This is a genomic window from Leisingera sp. JC1 (genome assembly GCF_001679925.1).
Classification (GTDB): Bacteria; Pseudomonadota; Alphaproteobacteria; order Rhodobacterales; family Rhodobacteraceae; genus Leisingera.
In genome coordinates this window covers 128,899-146,681 of the sequence record NZ_LYUZ01000158.1, presented here as the reverse complement: position 1 = coordinate 146,681, position 17,783 = coordinate 128,899, and the positions used below count along the sequence as shown (strand labels likewise).

The 17,783-nt window shown below is 66.1% G+C and carries 18 protein-coding genes; 9 read left to right on the top strand and 9 right to left on the bottom strand.

Annotated features, from left to right (window positions below; translation table 11 throughout):
• The coding region (locus tag A9D60_RS25105) for an oxidoreductase (RefSeq protein ID WP_441295072.1) at positions 1-2,080 on the top strand (2,080 nt) is incomplete at its 5' end.
• Between the two features lie 110 nt (positions 2,081-2,190).
• Here A9D60_RS25105 and A9D60_RS25100 read toward each other — a convergent pair.
• Positions 2,191-3,219, bottom strand: a complete 1,029-nt coding sequence (locus A9D60_RS25100; protein ID WP_065270102.1) for an alpha/beta hydrolase family protein — start codon at positions 3,217-3,219, stop codon at positions 2,191-2,193.
• A 128-nt stretch (positions 3,220-3,347) separates the two neighbouring features.
• Between A9D60_RS25100 and A9D60_RS25095 the strand changes: the two genes are divergently transcribed.
• On the top strand, positions 3,348-4,412 hold the full coding sequence (locus A9D60_RS25095; RefSeq protein ID WP_065270101.1) for a helix-turn-helix domain-containing protein: 1,065 nt from the start codon (positions 3,348-3,350) through the stop codon (positions 4,410-4,412).
• A gap of 181 nt (positions 4,413-4,593) precedes the next feature.
• Here A9D60_RS25095 and A9D60_RS25090 read toward each other — a convergent pair whose 3' ends face one another.
• Entirely contained in the window at positions 4,594-4,818 is a 225-nt protein-coding gene (locus tag A9D60_RS25090; RefSeq protein ID WP_019298577.1) for a YdcH family protein, read from the bottom strand.
• A 181-nt stretch (positions 4,819-4,999) separates the two neighbouring features.
• On the opposite strand from A9D60_RS25090, the gene A9D60_RS25085 reads away from it, so the two are divergent.
• The 3 genes from A9D60_RS25085 (at position 5,000) to A9D60_RS25075 (ending at position 6,646) form a co-directional block, all read left to right on the top strand.
• Positions 5,000-5,413, top strand: coding sequence for an Hsp20 family protein (locus tag A9D60_RS25085; protein WP_019298576.1), 414 nt, complete (start codon positions 5,000-5,002; stop codon positions 5,411-5,413).
• A 5-nt stretch (positions 5,414-5,418) separates the two neighbouring features.
• Positions 5,419-5,643: a DUF1150 family protein gene (locus A9D60_RS25080; protein ID WP_065270100.1), complete on the top strand. Its 225-nt coding sequence runs from the start codon at positions 5,419-5,421 to the stop codon at positions 5,641-5,643.
• Positions 5,644-5,761: 118 nt separating this feature from the next.
• Complete coding sequence (locus A9D60_RS25075; RefSeq protein ID WP_065270114.1) at positions 5,762-6,646, top strand: PhzF family phenazine biosynthesis protein; 885 nt, start codon at positions 5,762-5,764, stop codon at positions 6,644-6,646.
• A gap of 28 nt (positions 6,647-6,674) precedes the next feature.
• Here A9D60_RS25075 and A9D60_RS25070 read toward each other — a convergent pair whose 3' ends face one another.
• Complete coding sequence (locus tag A9D60_RS25070) at positions 6,675-7,544, bottom strand: DUF1206 domain-containing protein (protein WP_065270099.1); 870 nt, start codon at positions 7,542-7,544, stop codon at positions 6,675-6,677.
• Between the two features lie 240 nt (positions 7,545-7,784).
• Here A9D60_RS25070 and A9D60_RS25065 point away from each other — a divergent pair, with 240 nt between their 5' ends.
• Together A9D60_RS25065 and A9D60_RS25060 are read left to right on the top strand one after the other, a co-directional pair.
• Positions 7,785-8,144, top strand: a complete 360-nt coding sequence (locus A9D60_RS25065) for a PRC-barrel domain-containing protein (RefSeq protein WP_065270098.1) — start codon at positions 7,785-7,787, stop codon at positions 8,142-8,144.
• Between the two features lie 72 nt (positions 8,145-8,216).
• Positions 8,217-8,684, top strand: coding sequence for a YciE/YciF ferroxidase family protein (locus tag A9D60_RS25060; RefSeq protein WP_065270097.1), 468 nt, complete (start codon positions 8,217-8,219; stop codon positions 8,682-8,684).
• A gap of 105 nt (positions 8,685-8,789) precedes the next feature.
• On the opposite strand, the gene A9D60_RS25055 is transcribed toward A9D60_RS25060, so the two are convergent.
• Both A9D60_RS25055 and A9D60_RS25050 read right to left on the bottom strand, forming a co-directional pair.
• Positions 8,790-10,865, bottom strand: coding sequence for a bifunctional sulfate adenylyltransferase/adenylylsulfate kinase (locus A9D60_RS25055; protein WP_065270096.1), 2,076 nt, complete (start codon positions 10,863-10,865; stop codon positions 8,790-8,792).
• 234 nt (positions 10,866-11,099) lie between these two features.
• The gene (locus A9D60_RS25050) at positions 11,100-12,779 is read right to left on the bottom strand and encodes an adenylate/guanylate cyclase domain-containing protein (protein ID WP_065270095.1); all 1,680 of its coding nucleotides are present in this window, start codon (positions 12,777-12,779) and stop codon (positions 11,100-11,102) included.
• A gap of 133 nt (positions 12,780-12,912) precedes the next feature.
• Here A9D60_RS25050 and A9D60_RS26410 point away from each other — a divergent pair, with 133 nt between their 5' ends.
• The gene (locus A9D60_RS26410) at positions 12,913-14,199 is read left to right on the top strand and encodes a caspase family protein (protein WP_065270094.1); all 1,287 of its coding nucleotides are present in this window, start codon (positions 12,913-12,915) and stop codon (positions 14,197-14,199) included.
• 34 nt (positions 14,200-14,233) lie between these two features.
• Here the strand turns inward: A9D60_RS26410 and A9D60_RS25040 are convergent, their stop codons facing one another.
• Positions 14,234-14,566: a ribonuclease E inhibitor RraB gene (locus A9D60_RS25040; protein ID WP_065270093.1), complete on the bottom strand. Its 333-nt coding sequence runs from the start codon at positions 14,564-14,566 to the stop codon at positions 14,234-14,236.
• A 5-nt stretch (positions 14,567-14,571) separates the two neighbouring features.
• Entirely contained in the window at positions 14,572-15,513 is a 942-nt protein-coding gene (gene trxB, locus A9D60_RS25035) for a thioredoxin-disulfide reductase (protein WP_065270092.1), read from the bottom strand.
• A gap of 242 nt (positions 15,514-15,755) precedes the next feature.
• Here trxB and A9D60_RS25030 point away from each other — a divergent pair, with 242 nt between their 5' ends.
• The gene (locus A9D60_RS25030) at positions 15,756-16,256 is read left to right on the top strand and encodes an Lrp/AsnC family transcriptional regulator (RefSeq protein WP_019296031.1); all 501 of its coding nucleotides are present in this window, start codon (positions 15,756-15,758) and stop codon (positions 16,254-16,256) included.
• A 58-nt stretch (positions 16,257-16,314) separates the two neighbouring features.
• On the opposite strand, the gene A9D60_RS25025 is transcribed toward A9D60_RS25030, so the two are convergent.
• Together A9D60_RS25025 and A9D60_RS27310 are read right to left on the bottom strand one after the other, a co-directional pair.
• Positions 16,315-17,091, bottom strand: a complete 777-nt coding sequence (locus tag A9D60_RS25025; RefSeq protein ID WP_065270091.1) for a Hint domain-containing protein — start codon at positions 17,089-17,091, stop codon at positions 16,315-16,317.
• Positions 17,092-17,371: 280 nt separating this feature from the next.
• A complete protein-coding gene (locus A9D60_RS27310) occupies positions 17,372-17,506 on the bottom strand; it encodes a hypothetical protein (protein WP_302621865.1) in 135 nt (44 codons plus the stop codon).
• Positions 17,507-17,783: the final 277 nt, after the last annotated feature.

The window sequence follows — 17,783 nt, the reverse complement described above, 5'->3', positions numbered from 1 at the left end:
GCTGTGCTTTGGTGGTGAATACCGTCCGGAAAGCCTCCTCATGACCCAGCAGACCGACCCGCTCCTCCAGCCGTTGCAATTGCGCCACCTGACCTTGCGCAACCGGATCATGAGCACGGCGCATGCGCCCTCGTTCCAGGAGGGCGGGCATCCGCGCGACCGCTATCGCCTCTATCACGAGGAAAAGGCGCGGGGCGGCATTGCGCTGACAATGATCGGCGGCTCGACCAATATCGCGCCGGACAGCCCGTCGGTGTTCGGGCAGCTTTATGCAGGCGATGACAGCATCATCCCGTGGTTTCAGCGGCTGGCGGACGGGGTGCGAAAGCATGGCGCGGCGGTGATGTGCCAGATCACCCATATGGGCCGGCGCACCGCCTGGGACGACGGCCACTGGCTGCCGGTGCTGGGACCGTCCGGGCGGCGGGAGCGGGCGCATAGGGCCTTTCCGAAGGTGATGGAGATGGAGGATATCTCCCGCGTTGTCAGGGATTTCGCGGCTGCGGCGGAGCGCTGCCGGCAGGGCGGGTTTGACGGGATTGAGCTGCTGATGCATTCGCATCTGCTGGGGCAGTTCCTGTCGCCGCTGGTGAATACCCGCGAGGATGACTACGGCGGATCGCTCGGCAACCGGTTGCGGCTGACACTGCAGGTCTTGGAAGCGGTGCGCGAGGCTGTGGGGCCGGATCTGATCCTGGGGATGCGGGTCACGGGGGATGAGCTGACGGAGGGCGGCCTCAGCGCTGCCGAATGCATCGAGGCGGCGCAGAAGATTGCCGCCACCGGCGCGGTGGATTTCCTGAACGTGCTGGCGGGGGCGCCCTATGACGATCTGGGGCTGGCCGGCTGGGTGGCTCCGATGGGGATGCCCGCGGCGCCGGATCTGGGTGTGGCGGGCGCGATCCGCGCGGCGGTGGATCTGCCGGTGTTTCACGCGGGGGGCGTGGCCGATATTGCCACCGCCCGCCATGCCATCCGCGAGGGGCACGCCGACATGATCGGCATGACTCGGGCGCATATGGCCGACCCCTATCTGGTGCAGAAGCTGCAGCGCGGTGAGGAGGAGCGCATCCGGCCCTGCGTGGCGCTGGGGTACTGCGTCGACCGGGTCAATCAGGGCAAGCCCGCGGTTTGCGGGAATAATGCGGCGACGGGGCGCGAGGCGGTGATGCCGCATGTGATCTCCCCCGCGCCGGAGCGGCGCAAGGTGGTGGTGGCCGGCGGCGGCCCGGCGGGGCTGGAGGCCGCGCGGGTGGCGGCAGAGCGCGGCCATAGGGTGGTGCTGTGTGAGGCCGGCAGCAGGCTTGGCGGGCAGATTGCGCTGGCGGCCAAGGGCATGACCCGGCGGCAGATCTGGGGTGTGGCGGACTGGCTGATCTCGGAGGTGGACCGGCTGGGCGTCGATGTGCGTCTCAATACTTATGCCGAGGCGGAAGATGTGCTGGCGGAAAGCCCGGATGCGGTGGTCGTGGCGACCGGCGGCTGGCCGGAGGCGCTGGACATTCCGGGCGGGCATCTGGTGACGTCCAGCTGGGAGGTGCTGTCCGGCGAGGCGCGGGTCGCCGGTGAGGTGCTGCTGCTGGATGAGGTTGGCGACCACGCCGCACTGGTCTGTGCCGATGTGATGGCGCGGATGGGCTGCGCGGTCACGCTGGCCACGCCCGACCGGATGGCGGGGCACGACCTGGGGCCGACGAACTCAGCCGTTGGCTTACGCGATCTGGCGCGGCAGGGGGTGGTATTCGAGAGCCTGCTGGAAGTGGTTTCCGTCACCGCCGAGGGCAACCGCAAGCGCATCACGCTGCGCCATGTGCTGACGGGTGAGGTGCAGGAAAGGGTAGCGGACCATGTGGTCTCGGAGCACGGGATCACGCCTGCGGAAGACCTGTACCACGCGCTGAAGCCCGGGTCGCGAAACCTGGGGCAGCTGGATCATCAGGCGATGATTGCCGGGCGCAGCCCCTATGCAGTGGTGAACCCGGCGGGGGCATACTGGCTGGCCCGCGCGGGCGATGCAGTGGCGGGGCGCAATATCCATGCCGCCATCTATGACGCGCTGCGGCTGTGCAAGGATTTGTGACACTTGCCGCATAGACCGGGCGCAGCGCGCCGCAAGGCGCGCTGCCATGCCCAACGCCGTAGCGGCGCAGCCTGCTGCGCCGCGCGGGGGCGGGAGACCCGGCCGGGGGTTCAGTTGCCGCGGAAGAAAGCTGCAACTTCCGCGATGATCTGCTGGTGTTTGGCGGCCCGCTCTGCACCGCCGCCGTGGCAGATGATTTCGTCGCCGGGTTCTTCGGCTGCAAGGATGGCCTCTCCGGCGGGAGTGCAGACGCCAAGGAAATCGAAATGCGACAGCGTTTGCGGTTCGATGTAGCGCAGGCTGCTGCCGGGCAGGGCCTGGGCCAGCGCCCGGGATTCGATGTCCAGCGTCAGGCCGGAATTCATGACAGGGGCGCCGTAGACCAGCATCGGACGGGTGGTCCGGGCCAGGCTGTCCTTGGTGAAACTCTGAGTGCCGCCCAGGTCGAACAGGGCAAAGGCTTTGATCCGGGGATCGGACAGGTCTGCTTCCATCCGGGCGCGGTCCTCAGGCGTTTGTGCGACCTTCCAGCCTTTCAGAACGCCGCAGACCAGTTCATCCGGCAGCCGGCTGCAGATGCGGGCGAACCTCTCTGCATCATAGCGCGCGCCCGCCAGCAGTGCTGCGGTGAATCCGCCCAGCGAGTGCCCGGCCATATAGATGCGGTCCGGGTCGGCAAGGGCGGCCAGCTCCGGCGCGGCCAGCAGGTGATCAATGACGCGGGAAATGTCGCGCGGGCGCTCCCACAGCTGGCGGCTGAGGTCCGGCTCCCGCGACCAGGTGGAGGTGCCGGGGTGGCTGATGGCCGCCACGGCAAAGCCCTGCCGGGCCAGCGCCTCTGCCAGCCAGGCCTGGTTCAGGGCGCTGCCGTACATGCCGTGCGACAGCACCACCAGCGGGAACGGGCCGGAGGCCGGCGCGGCGTCCCGTGCCGCCTGCGGCGCTTCCCAGACCTTGCTGTCATAGAGCGGCGTGAGCGGCGGGGCAGCACCTGTTGCGGGGTACCATAGCAGCCCGTCCAGCGGGCGGTGGCCCTCGGTGGCGGGGATCTTCAGGTCCTGCAGGCCGGGCAGGTAGGGTTGGGCCGCGGCAGCAGCCGCGGTGCAGAGGAAGGCCAGGGCGAAAAGAAGGGGTCTCATGAATGTCTCCGGGATGTGTTTGCGATGTCTCTGACCCTGGGCAGGCAGCGCAATTGCAGCAATGGATGCGGCGGCCTATAGCTGTCCTGAAACCTGATGCAGGACAGGACAGCGGGGAAAGAGGACAGATGGACAGCGGTGCAGTGCTTTCTTTTCCGCTGCCGGTGATGACGGCAGCCCTGTGCTGCGCGCTGGCGGTGCTGGTCTGGCGGGCGGAGCTTGGCTGCCGCCGGGCGAACCTGCTGTTTGCCGCCTTTTTCGGCCTGTCCGCCTTGGCGGCGCTGCTGGTCGGCTTGCGGTTCGGCTATGGCATCAGCGCCCTGATCCCGCTGCAGCGCATCCTGCCGGTGTATTTCGGGCCGCTGCTCTATCTGGGGTTTGCGGCGCTGGGGGCGGGCGGCAGGCCTTTTTCCCGCCGGGCAGCCTTGCATCTGGCAGCGCCCGCAGCCGGGCTGGGCCTGTTCTGGCTGCTGGTCGCGGACATGCGGCAGCTGGACTGGCTGATCAGTGCCAGCTACCTGGGTTATGCGGCGGCCCTGGTCCGGTTGTGGCGCAAGGGGCCTGACGCATTGGCGCGGGCACGGCTGGACCGGGCTGGCCTGCTGCACCGGTGGATGCTGCGGGCTATCGGGCTCCTGGTCTTTGTGCTGCTGCTCGACACCGCGATTGCCGCCGATTTTGCACTGTCCGGCGGCGTCCATGTTCCCGCGCTGATCGCTGCAGGAACGGTGCCGCTGCTGATCATGCTGCTGGCTGCGCTCTGTGTGCTGCCCGCGGTGTTTGCGGCGCGGCAGCGGCCGCCCGCCGCGGCGGTGCCCGGCACCGGGGAGGCTGCAGGAACGGAAGCACGGCTGCGGCAGCTTCTGGAGAGGGAAAAGCTGTTCCTGGATCCGGACCTGTCGGTGCAGCGGCTGGCCCGGCGGCTGCACATTCCGGCCCGCGAACTGTCGTCGGCGGTGAACCGGACACAGGGCATGAATGTCTCGCAATATGTGAACGGGTTCCGCCTGGCGCATGCAGCAGAGCTGCTGGCGGGCAGCGATGGCAGCGTGACGGAGATCGCCGCCCGGTCAGGCTTCCTGTCGCGGTCCAATTTCTACCGCGAGTTTCAGCGGGTTCACGGCGAAACTCCGGCCGGATACCGCAAGACCCGAGCAGGCAAGACCCGAGCAGGACAAAACGCCGGCGCGTGACCCGGAGACAGCCCGCAGCGCGCCGTCAGGCGCGCTGCCATGCCCAACGCCGTCCGGCGCAGCTTGCCTGCGCGGAGGAGGGGGCGGGAGGCCCTGTTCAATCAAGTGAAACAGCTGCGTTCTGCAGCAGAGGCCCGTGCGCTTTCGGCACAGGCTGGCGCGCCGGGCATCCGGCGCGGGGTCAGGCGATGATATCCGGGGTCAGCCGGTCTTCGATCAGGGCGATCTTGTCCTTCAGGACCAGCTTCTGTTTTTTCAGCCGCCGGATCGTCAGCTGATCGGCTGTGCCGCGCTCTTCCAGCGCGGCGATGGCCTCGTCCAGATCACGGTGCTGCCTGCGGAAAACCTCGAGCTCGACCTTCAGGACCTCGTCCGTCTTCATCGACACATCTGTGGGTGCATTCATGGGGGACTCAATCGGGCTTATGAATGAAGTGAGAGTGAAGATACTTCGTTAAGGGCTTTTCCGCTAGACCTATGGGCACATGGTCTTGTGAATCCATAAAGAACTTCCCATATTCTTGGGGAAGCGGCTGCCGGGACCGGGGCTGCGAACTACCGTCGCTTTGGCATAAAGGACGAACAGCGTGTCGAAACTAACCTTGGGCTCTTACCCGCATATGCTGGGGTTCGAGCAGCTGGAACGCCTCCTGGAACGCTCGGCAAAATCGGGCAACGAAGGCTATCCCCCCTACAATATCGAACAGACATCGGACCATTCCTACCGCATCACCCTGGCCGTGGCCGGTTTCGCCGAAGAGGATCTGGCGATCACCGTCGAGGACCGCCAGCTGGTGATCCGCGGCCGCCAGCGCGACGACAGCGAGGGCCGGGTGTTCCTGCACCGCGGCATCGCGGCGCGCCAGTTCCAGCGCATGTTCGTGCTGGCCGACGGCGTCGAAGTGGGTGAGGCGGTGATGGAAAACGGGCTGTTGCATGTGGATCTGACCCGTGCGCGGCCCGAGACCGTGGTTCAGACAATCAGTATCAGAAAGGGGTAAGAGCAATGCATACACCGTTTGACTTCAAGGATGCCGGAGACCGGACCGTCTATGTGAAGGCGGTTGCGGTGGCAGATCTTCCCAAGGAAGTGCAGGAGAGCGCCGGCGGCCGCGAACAGCTTTACGCGGTGCACGACGCCGAGGGCGGCCAGCTGGCGCTGGTAGCTGACCGGCAGCTGGCCTTTGTGCTGGCGCGGCAGAACGACATGACGCCGGTCGCGGTGCACTGACGTCCGGTCCCCGGCCTGTTGCAGGGCCAGCGGATTGACATCGGGGGTTTGGCCCCCATGATGCGGAAGGCGGGCGCGGGCCCGCCTTTTTTGATGCCTTTCAAGCCGGGAGATGCAGATGGCGCGCTTTGATTTCGACTGGGTGGATGCCTTTTCTGACCGCGCTTTTGGCGGCAACGGTTGTGCTGTGGTGCACGGCGGGGCGCATTTGCCGGTGGAGGTGTGCACCGCATATGTGCGGGAGACCTCGCTGGTGGAGTGCACTTTCACCGGGCCGTCGGAGGTGGCGGATGTGAAGGTGCGCTATTTCCTGGCCAGCCGCGAAATCCCCTTTGCCGGCCATCCGACCATTGCGACAGTTGCGGCGATGCTGGACCGGGGGCTGATCGCGGGCGGCAGCATCACCCTGGAGACCGGCGCCGGGATCGTGCCGGTGAAGCTGGACGGCGATCTGATCGAGATGACGCAAGTTGCGCCGGAATTCGGCCCCTTTGCCGACCCGGAACTGGTGGCGGCGGCGGTGTCGCTGCCGGTGGAGGCCATCGTGGGGCAGCCCCAGAAGGTCTCTACCGGGCTGCCGTTCTGCGTCACCGTGCTGCGCGACCGCGCGGCGCTGGAGGCGGCGGAGCTGAACCTGGAGGCGCTGGCCGTTTTGGGCAAATCGCTGGGCGCTGATGGCATCGACATGATGGAGCCGTTTCTGGTGACGCTGGAAGGCGCGACCGCGGCGGGCGACACGTTCTCGCGTCTGCTGATGGCGCCGCCGAGCCCGCCGGAGGATCCCTTTACCGGCTCGGCCACAGGGGCGATGGCGTCTTACCTGTGGAAGCACGGGCTGATGGAGAAGGCGGAGTTTGTGGCCGAGCAGGGCCACGGCATGGGCCGCCCCGGCCAGGCGCGGGTGGCACGGGTTGGCGCGCCGGATGCGCTTGAGGGCGTGCGGGTCGCGGGCGAGGGGTTCGTGCTGATGCGCGGCACGGTGGACCTGCCGGAGGCACTGTAGGCCGCTTGCAGGCAGGCGGGCCCCGGCCCTAGCTGTTCAACAGGTCGCGCAGCGATTGGATGCCGCGGTCATCCGCCTTGGGCACGATGCGCCAGATGGCGTTGACGAAACAGACGACGGCAAAGCCCAGGAGGCCGATGCACAGCAGGGTCACCAGGATCTGGCCGTAGGTCTTGTCCTGCAGCCAGTCGAAGGCGGTGCCGATCCCGCCGGCCGCGTGGCTGGAAGCATAGGCGGCTGCCTGCACCATCAGAAGTCCGATGATGGCAATGACGGCGCCATGGGCGGCCATGCCTGCCTTCAGCACCAGGTTCAGATGCAGGGTGGCCGGGTTGCCCTTCAGGTGGCCGCGGTAGCCTTCGCTCCAGGCCTTGTGCAGGTAATAGGCGCCGGCGCCGAGAGTGAGCGCCCCGGCGATGCCCGCGGCAGCCTGGCCCGCGGGGGCGGCGAGCAGGCGGTTCACCAGCTCTGTCTTTCCGAGCCCGTCGTGGCGGCCCAGAAGCACGGTGATGGCCAGCCCGCCAAGGCCCAGATGCACCAGCCCTGTGGTGAGCATCCCCGCCCGGGCGATCAGGCCCTTGGCACTGCTGCCGTAGTCCTCCAGATCCCAGATGCTGTCAACGGCGCGCCAGATGGCATAGGCAAACATGCCAAGCGCAATCAGCACCAGAACGGCGGTGCCAAGCGCACCCTGCAGGCGGCTCATCGCTTCGCCGGTGCCTTCGGCCTCGCCGCCGTGCCAGATCGACCAGAGCGAGGCGCCCCCCACCAGCAGGTAAACCAGCCCGCGTCCGGCATAGCCGGCCCGCATGACCGGAATTGCCCAGGCGAAGTCCCGGTGAGAGGCGCTGTCCAGGTGCTGGCTGCGGGTGTCGGGCGGGGAGGCTGGGTCGGGCATGCCGGGCCTTTCGCGTTTGCGCGGATTTTCGGATGGTGAGGAAACGCCTGACGCGGGGGAAAGTTCCCTTTGCGGCCTGCTGCGCCGGGCGGAAAGGCGCCGCTGCCCGGCGCGGCAGGCTCCGGCTATGTCTCAGATGAATGACACCTGCCGGGGGGAGTGGCAGGCTCAGCCTCTGTAATGAGTTGACGAATGCGCGGTGGGTTCCATTGCGCATTGTTAAAGAGGAGGACTGTCAAAATGAAACCGGCTCAGTCGGAATCCCAAGCTGCCCTTGTTGCGTCCCAGGACGTGACAGGTGCCAAGGTTTACAGCCGCAATCACGAACAAGTAGGCGACATCGGCCATCTGATGATCGACAAGCAGTCAGGCAAGGTCGCCTATGCCGTCATGACCTTTGGCGGTTTTCTGGGGATGGGGGAAGAGGAGCAAGCCATTCCCTGGAACAGTCTCAGCTATGACGCGGGGCTGGACGGCTACGTTACCGATATTACGCCTGATCAATTGCAGAATGCGCCTGAACGGCCCCGGAACTGGGAGCGGGACCGTCAGTATGAAACCCGTGCGCATGATCACTTCGGGGTTCCTTACTATTGGTAGGGCGTGCCTGGACGGGTACCGGCGCAGCAGTTGATTGCTGACCAAACGCGGCACTGAACAAAGGATGGTGCGATGAAGACCCTTCACGACGTGTTCCTGCATACGCTGCAGGACATATACTATGCCGAGAACCAGCTGGTGAAATCCCTGCCCGAAGTCGAGGAGGCGGCGAACGGCAGCAAGCTCAAACAGGCGGTTGCCGATCACCTGCAAGAGACCAAGCAGCATGTGAAGACGCTGGAAAAGGTCTTCAAATCGATCGGCGAGGAGGCCTCCGGCGAAAAATGCGATGCCATCGAGGGGCTGCTCAAGGAGACCCGGGGCCTCATGAAGGAGGCTTCGGGGGATGGCAAGAACGCCGCGCTGATCGGTGCCTGCCAGGCGGTGGAGCACTATGAGATAGCCCGCTACGGCACCCTGCGCGAATGGGCCAAAGTGCTGGGCCACAACGAGGCGCATGATCTGCTGACAGGCATTCTGGATCAGGAAAAGGCCGCCAACAGCAAGCTGACCAATCTGGCGGTGTCGGAAATCAACTGACAACGCTGCAAGCGGGCGGAGGGCCATCGCCGAAGGACAGCAGGGAGAAAAGAAAACGGCCCGCCGGATGGCGGGCCGCATTTGTGTTTCGCTGTGCCGTCAGGCTCAGGCCTTGATGAGGCCCATGCTTTCCAGCTTCAAGAGCACCTGGTGAGCGCAGTTGTCGACATCGACGTTTTCGGTCTCAACCGACAGTTCCGGGTTCTGCGGCACGTCATAGGGATCGGAGATGCCGGTGAACTCCTTGATCTTGCCTTCGCGGGCCAGTTTATACAGGCCCTTGCGGTCGCGGCGCTCGCATTCCTCGATCGAGGTGGCGACGTGCACTTCGACAAAGGCGCCGAACTGCTCGACGTCCTCGCGCACGGCGCGGCGGGTGGTGGCATAGGGCGCAATCGGGGCGCAGATGGCGATGCCGCCGTTCTTGGTGATCTCGGACGCGACATAGCCGATGCGGCGGATGTTGAGGTCGCGGTGCTCTTTCGAGAAGCCCAGCTCAGAGCTGAGGTTCTTACGAACAATGTCGCCGTCCAGCAGGGTCACGGGGCGGCCGCCCATTTCCATCAGCTTGACCATCAGCGCGTTGGCGATGGTGGATTTGCCGGAGCCGGAGAAGCCGGTGAAGAACACGGTGAAGCCCTGCTTGGAGCGCGGTGGCTTGGTGCGGCGCAGTTCCTTGACCACCTCGGGGAAGGAGAACCACTCGGGGATTTCCAGGCCCTCGGCCAGACGGCGGCGCAGTTCGGTGCCGGAGATGTTCAGGATGGTGACGTTGTCGCGGTCTGCGATCTCGTCGTTCGGCTCGTACTGGGCGCGCTCCTGCACATAGACCATGTGTTTGAAGTCGACCATTTCGATGCCCATCTCGCCCTGGAACTCGCGGAACAGGTCCTGCGCGTCATAGGGGCCATAGAAATCCTCGCCTGCGGAGTTCTTGCCGGGGCCTGCGTGGTCGCGGCCGACGATGAAGTGGGTGCAGCCGTGGTTCTTGCGGATCAGGCCGTGCCAGACCGCCTCGCGCGGGCCGGCCATGCGCATCGCCAGGTTCAGCAGCGACATGGAGGTGGTGGCCGCCGGGTATTTGTCCAGCACCGCCTCGTAGCAGCGGACGCGGGTGAAATGGTCGACGTCGCCCGGTTTGGTCATGCCGACCACCGGGTGGATCAGCAGGTTGGCCTGGGCTTCGCGGGCGGCGCGGAAGGTCAGTTCCTGGTGGGCGCGGTGCAGCGGGTTGCGGGTCTGGAAGGCAACAACCTTGGTCCAGCCCAGCTTGCGGAAGTAGGCGCGCAGCTCGTTCGGGGTGTCGCGGCGGGCGCGGAAGTCGTAATGCACGGGCTGCTGGATGCCGGTGACCGGACCGCCCAGGTAGACCTTGCCGGCCTGGTTGTGCAGGTAGTTGACTGCCGGGTGGGCATCGTCATCGGCGCCAAAGACCTTTTCGGCCTCTTTCGCCTTGTTGGGCACCCAGTTGTCGGTGACGGTCATGGTGGCGAGGATCACGCCTTCCTGGTCGCGCAGGGCGATGTCCTGGCCCGCTTCCAGCTTGGCCGCGAAGTCTTCGGACACATCGAGGGTGATCGGCATCGGCCACAGCGACCCGTCGGTCAGGCGCATGGTGTCGACGACGCTGTTGTAATCAGCCTCGGACAGGAAGCCCTTGAGCGGGTTGAAGCCGCCGTTCATCAGCAGTTCCAGATCGCAGATCTGGCGCGGGGTCAGGTCCCAGCTGACCAGGTCGGCTGCTTCGACTTTCAGTTTCTGGGCGCTTTCGTAGGAGACATAAAGCTCAGGGATGGGAGCCAGATTGCTTTGCATCGGGTTGGTCCTGTGTTTGAGAGGGGGGAGGCCGCTAGCGGAGCCGGTGAGTTCCGCGTGCAGCGCATTGTATTCTGCGAGCTTGCGGGCGAGAAATTGATCGGTGAGCCGCACTTTTTCCGCAGCACCCCGGGTGGTCAGCGAATAGGCAAACCGCTGCCGCTTGTCCGGGCCGGGGCGGGCGCTGATGGTGATCAGGCCGCTATCGGCCGCAGAGCGCAGCAGGGTGTTGAGCCGCCCCAGCGAAATCCCCACCGCGGCGGCGGTCGCACGCTGCGAGGCGTCCGGCGCCGTATCAAGCTGGCGCAGGAGGCGGAACAGCAGGTCTTCGCCTTCGGGGGTGGATATGGATGCGGTTTCGGTCACGGCAGCAGCAGTACGGTCAACGGGTTAAAAGTGTGTTCACGCGTGAACGAATTGCATGATCCGCTGTGGATGCAAAGAGGAATCTGGGGGCGGGCGGCGAAATTCTGCTGCGTTGCAGCGCTGCAACGGGAGCGGATGGCGGGCCGGTTGTTCTCTCCCGGTGTGCCGGGATGGATGGCTGGCACAGGCTGGCGCGGCAAGGGAAACAGGCGTTTTGCGCTTGGGCCGCCGGGCCTAACGCTGTTCTCCGGCCAGGGTGCGGGGCAGGGCGGCGGCATGGGGCACGGGCAGGGCGTCAAGCGGCATGGACACGCCGCGCAGCTGGAAGGTTTCAAGCGCCAGATGGCCCGAATCATACCCCGCTGCCTCCAGCACCCGGGCGGAAATCAGCAGCTCCACGCCCAGGTCCTTGGTCTTGGCCTCCAGCCGGCTGGCAGTGTTGACGCTGCCGCCGATAATGGTGCGCGGGGCATGGGCGGCGCTGCCGATCTCGCCGAGCACCAGTTCGCCCAGATGCACGCCAATCCCGATCCTGACCTCCGGTTCGCCGTCGGCGGCCAATTGCGCGTTGAAGTCCTGCAGCGCGCTGCCGATGGCGGCGGCGGCCTCCAGCGCGGCGGCGGCGGAGCGGGCAGGGGTCGGGGCCTCGAACAAAGCCAGCAGTCCGTCGCCGAGGTATTTGTCCACCGTTCCGCCTGCCTTGGTGATGGCGGGGACGATGGCGTCAAAAAAGCGGTTCAGCAGGAACACCACGTCATAGGGCAGCTGGCCTGCGGTGCGGGCGGTGAAGCCGCGCATGTCGAGGAACAGCACCGCCAGTTGCTGCTCGCTGCCCTGACTGGCATGGGCGCGGCCCTGGCGGCCGTCGGGGCGGAACAGGCGGGTGACGGTCAGCGGCGCCTGCGGGCGGATCTGGCAGGCCAGCCGCATGTTGGCGGGCGCCTTGACCCGTTCCAGGCTGCGGGCCTCGGGCGGTTCAGGCGGCGGCAGGTGCTCACCGCCCTCGTCCACCACCACGCGGCAGGTGGTGCAGCGGCCCTTGCCGCCGCAGAGCGAGGTGTGCTGGACGCCGCCTGTGCGCGACATCTCCAAGAGGGTCATGCCGCGCTCTGCCCGGATCTCCGGGCCGAAGGCATAGCGGATGGTGACAGCGCGGCGGCGGCGGATGAGCTTGCGCAGGAGGTAGGCGGCAGCGGTGAGGCCCAGCAGCGCAAAGAAGATCATCAGCCACTGGCTTTCGGTTGCAAACATCTCAGCAAAGGCCTGCTGGCTGGGCCAGTTGAAATCCTCCATCAGCGCGGCGCGCTCGGTGCCTTCCACAAACAGATCATAGATGCGGCGGCCCTCTGTCAGCAGGCCGGCAAAGGCAAGGGCCGGGATGAACACGGCAAGCCCGGCCATCCAGGGGATCAGCGGGCGCCACCATCGGGTGAGCCGCAGCCAGTAATGCAGCCCCATGCAGCCGTGGATCCAGACCGCCAGCAGCAGCAGGCTCTGTTGCCAGACCTCCGGCGAGGCCCACATCAGGATGATCTGATAGGGATACTCGTCATTGGTGCCGTAGACCTGGTGCGAGTAGCGGGTGAAGACGATATGCGCGAGCAGCTGCAGCGGGATCAGCAGGCCAAGCACGGTTTGCAGCGCCTCGCCCCAGCGCATCCGGAGGGTGCGGCGGCGGCCCAGGTTCCACAGCGCGAGGCCCGCGTGCAGGATCAGCGAGGCATAGAGGATCAGGCTGCCCGGCAGGCTGCGGGTGATCACCTGGCGGGCGTCCTGGAACTCATCCATCCATTCAGGCGAGATCAGGCCGAGGCCGATGTTCAGAAAGTGGAAGAAGGCATAGGTCAGCAGCACCAGCCCGGTGATGATCCGGGTGCGGGTGATCCAGTTGCCTTGCCAGAGTGCGCTTGCCACGGTCTGCCCTTCCGCTTGCCTGTTCTGCTGCCAAACTGGCCGCGGCGGGCGGGGCGGTCAAGCCAGCGGCCGGGTTGATTGCGCCCTTGGGCCTGTGCCACGGTGGCCGGGCATTGGTTTAACGGGGATAGATATGGTGTTGAATTATCTGAAGGCTGCGCTGCTGGCCGTGCTGCCGCTGCTGTGGTCTGCGCCGCTGGCAGAGGCCGGGCGGCGGATCGCGCTGGTGCTGGGCAATTCGGATTATGAAAACGCCTCCTTTCTGCCCAACGCCGAGCGGGACGCGCGCGACATCGCTGCGGCGCTGGGCGGCATCGGGTTCGAGGTGCATGACGGCTACAACCTGGGCCGCCGGGACACCCTGCGCCTGGCCCAGCAGGTCACGGGCCAGCTGCAGCAGGAGGACACCGCGCTGTTCTACTACTCCGGCCACGGGGTGCAGCTGGGGGCAGAGAATTTCGTGCTGCCGGTTGATGTTGCGGGATCGGATGAGCAGGAGCTGAAGTCCGCGTCGGTGAGCCTGCAGGCGATCCTGCGAGAGATGGAGCTGCGCGCCGGGCGCAACATCATCGTGCTGGATGCCTGCCGCAACAATCCTTTCCAGTCGCGGATGGCGGCACGCAGCCTGGGCGGCGCGGCGCGGGGGCTGGCGCGGGTGGATGCGGGCGTTGGCTCCTACATCGCGTTTTCCACCCAGCCGGGCAATGTGGCGCTGGATGGCAGCGGCCGCAACAGCCCGTTCACGGCGGCGCTGCTGCGGCACCTGCCGCGCAACGAGGACCTGCACGCGATGATGCGGCGGGKGCGGGCCGACGTGGTGGCGGAAACCGGCGGCAGCCAGGTGCCGTGGGAGAACTCCTCGCTGATTGACGAGGTCTTTCTGGCGGCGCGCGGGCAGGCCGCGCCTGACCCGGCTGGCGCTGCTGGTGCCGCTGTTCAGGCGGTGCCGTCCGGGCAGGTCCAGCCGCGGGCGCAGCAGTTCGGCTACCGCGTCTCTGGCCTGGATCCGAACGGTGACGGGTTCCTGGCCCTGCGGGACGGCACCACATCCGGTGCGCGGCGGCTGGCCAAAATGGTTGAGGGCACGCGGCTGGCGGTGCTGGCGCAGCGCGGGCGCTGGCTGCAGGTGCGGACGGAAACCGGGCTGGAGGGCTGGGCGCATTCGAACTGGATCCGCAAGGATGCCGCTGCCAGCGCCGCTGCGCCTGTTGCGCAGAACCAGTGCGACGCCCTGTGGTTTCAGCGCAATTCGATCTTTGCCCGCCGCGGCTATTGCTTTCAAAGCGCGCGCGGGCAGGCGGCGTTTTCCAACGCAAGCTGCATTCCGGGGATGCGTGCGGGAGAGGTGCCGCTGAGCGCGGCGGAGCGCGACGAGGTCAGCCGGCTGAAGGCGCAGGAACAGCTGCTGGGGTGCCGCTAGGTCCCCGGTGCCGTTGCCTGCCGCATGCGCGGGCTCAGCCCTCCAGCCCCCAGCCGTCGGGGGTGAAGCCATGATCGAGAGCGGCGCGGGTGGCCAGCTCCTCGCCGATCCAGATACCGGTGGCAGAGATGATCTGGTCGGGCAGGGTGGCGGCCAGATAGGCGGGATCTTCGCCGTCAGCCTCGAAGAACTCGCAAGCATAGCCCTCACGGCTCAGTTCTTCGGCCAGCGGGCGCCAGTCGGCGCCGTCGCGGGCGGGGACGAAGAAATAATCCACGTCCGCCACCTCCGGCAGGCCGTGTTCGGCCTGCAGATCGTTGAATGCCGCAACGGTTTCTGCCCGTTGCGCGGCGAAATCATGCGGCATCCCTGTTACTCCTGCTCAGCCAGGAAACGCTCGGCGTCGAGCGCGGCCATGCAGCCCATGCCGGCCGAGGTGACCGCCTGGCGGTACTTGTGGTCGGTGAGGTCGCCTGCGGCATAGATGCCGGGGATCGAGGTCTCGGTGGAGCCGGGCTTGACCTTGACATAGCCGCCGTTGTGCAGCTCCAGCACGTCCTTGACCAGCTCGTTGGCCGGCGCGTGGCCGATGGCGACAAAGACGCCCTTGCAGGGGATTTCCTTGACTTCGCCGGTCTGCACGTTCTTGACCACGACGCCCTCAACCCCCAGCGGGTTGTCTGTGCCGACGACCTCTTCGAGGGTGTGGAACCACAGGGTTTCGATCTTCTCGTTCTTGAACAGGCGGTCCTGCAGGATCTTCTCGGCGCGCAGCTCGTCCCGGCGGTGGATCAGGGTCACCTTGGAGGCGAAGTTGGTGAGGAACAGCGCCTCTTCCACGGCGGTGTTGCCGCCGCCGATCACCACGATCTCCTGGCCGCGGTAGAAGAAGCCGTCGCAGGTGGCGCAAGCCGAGACGCCAAAGCCCTTGAACTTCTCTTCCGATTCCAGGCCCAGCCACTTGGCGCGGGCGCCGGTCGCCAGGATCACCGCGTCAGCGGTGTAAGTGGTGCCGCTGTCGGCCTTGGCCACAAAGGGGCGGGCGGAGGTGTCGAGCGAGGTGATGTAGTCGCCGATGATCTCGGTGCCCATCGCTGCGGCGTGCTCCTGCATCTTGATCATCAGGTCGGGGCCCTGCACCTCGGTGAAGCCGGGGTAGTTCTCAACCTCGGTGGTGGTGGTCAGCTGGCCGCCGGGTTCGATCCCCTGGACCAGGATCGGTTCCAGCATGGCGCGGGCGGCATAGACCCCCGCAGTATAGCCAGCAGGCCCGGAGCCGATGATCAGAACCTTGGTGTGGCGCGTCTCGCTCATGTGTTGTGTCCCCAACTAATGCAGCTTGGCGGGCGTGCCGCCGTCAGGCAATGCATATAGCGGCAGGGCGGGCAGGCTTAAACCCCCAAGGGGCTGCATGCGGCGGGATACAAATTTGCCGCGGATCTGCGCATTGCGTCTTGCGCCTTTGCCCCGCAAAGAATATTGCGCGGCGATGAAACAATATTGCGCGCTGCGGTGGCGGTGCTATAAGAAACGCAAATCTCACAGGAGTTTCCGGCATGGTCACAACCCGTCTTGATCCGATTGATCGCAAGATTTTGTCGGAGCTTCAGGCCGATGGGCGGATGACCAATGTGGAGCTGGCCAAGAGGGTCGGGATTTCCGCGCCGCCGTGTTTGCGCCGGGTGCGGGCGCTGGAGGAGGCCGGGCTGATTCACGGCTACCACGCGGATGTGAATTCCCGCGAGCTGGGGTTCGAGGTGCAGGTCTTTGCCATGGTGGGGCTGGAGAGCCAGGCCGAGGCGGAGCTGAGCGCGTTTGAGGAGAAATGCCGCAGCTGGCCGCTGGTGCGCGAGTGCCACATGCTGAACGGCGAGGTGGATTTTATCCTGAAGTGCGTGTCGCCGGACCTCAGCACCTTTCAGAGCTTCCTGACCGGCGATCTGCTGACCACCCCGAATGTGGCCAGCGTCAAGACATCGCTGGTGATCCGCGGTGCCAAGGATGAGCCGGGCGTGCCGTTTGAGGTGCTGGAAGAACGGCTGGCGCGCGAGGCCTGAGGCACGGCAACGGCGGGCCGGATAGAGGGCGGGCCTGACAGCCCGCCGGTTTTCCGGTTTACAAGATCGAAGCACCAGGGCGGCTGACGCTGTCGGCCCTTGGATGGGCCAGCGGGCCGAAGCCCTGAATGCTGTCCGTATGGGCAAACAGGTTCAGGAACAGCGTCTTGATCGCATAACTTGCCAGTTTCAGCGCGTCCGGGCCCGGGTGGTAGGTCTCAAAGGCCAGGCCGCCCACGGTGATCACCGCGTGGCGCGGCAGGCAGAGGTGGTAGAGATCCACAGGCGCCGGCGGCGCGGTTTCAAAGATGCTCATGCCGTCCTGGAATTCGGAGGCCAGCGTCAGCAGCCGGCCGTCGCCTGCGCCTTGCATGTGCGGCGGCGTGCGCAGCAGGCGTGCGGCGGGGCCGGCCACCAGGCTGGCAGAGGGTTTCTGCAGGCCCAGGCTGTCGGCCATGAAGCTGGTCAGGGTGCGGCTGCGGGCGCCGGAGCGGCCGGGCAGCACGCTTGTGCGGCCGATCCAGACCAGCGGCTGGCTGCAGCCGTCCCGGGTTGCGATCTCATCGCCGGGCAGCAGATCCTCGACTGCAATCGGCCCTTGGGCCGTTTCCACCAGCGAGCCGCGGGTGAAGGCGCAGAAGGCGTCCTCGAACAGCGGCAGGGCCGGGGCGATATGGCGGGTTTCCGAGATGCCGCCGCCGGGCAGCAGGCAGCTGACCTCGTAGCGGCGCAGCTGCGGCTTGCTGGTGCTGCGCAGTGCAGCGGGGTCCTGCAGGATTGCAGTGGCCTCAACGGCATTGGCTGCAGCCCTGTGCAGCGACTGGGGGATGGTCATGACAGCAGACCTTTCCTTTCAAACTGCCCGCTTGCATCGGCCCCCACCGGCAACACAGACGTGCTTGAACTATATGATAGGCTCAGCTTTCCCGGATTTAGCTCAAATTGTCAAAAAATCTGAAGCAAACTGGTTAATGCACTGGTCTATTCAGTATGGGGGAGGACGGCGCAGCGCCGGCAGGCGGCTGTTACAGGCCGGTTGGATGCCCCCTTGGCGGCTGGCCGGGCTGGCGCAGATGCGCCAGGGGTGGCCGCCTCGGGGGCATCCGTCCCCGGCGTTAACCCAGTTTCCGCACTGATCCCTGAAGGTGCGCCTGGCCGGAGCGGCGGCGGGCACGTCCCCAGGGCAGGGGTGCGGCTTCGCTCCTGGCGGAGCGGATGATTGAGGCAATGAAGCGCTTGTTCATTTTCATGGTCAGTCTGTCCTTCGCCCGGCAGGTCCGCCCGTCGTTGCGGGCGGCTGCAGTTTTTTCTTGTCTGACCTGTTTATGGGTAATCTTTGCGCCCTGAATATGACCCGCACAGGGCATTTTCGGTCCCGCTGCGGAAGCATCTGCCGCCGTGCGCCGTGGAGCAGTGTTTAGTTATGCGGCTGAATTCATTCGCAAAACCGAGGCGTTCTGGGAAGGCTTCCGCCGCGGAAACAGCGAATGCGGCGAATTTTAATAAAATCCGCCACAATTGGGGTGG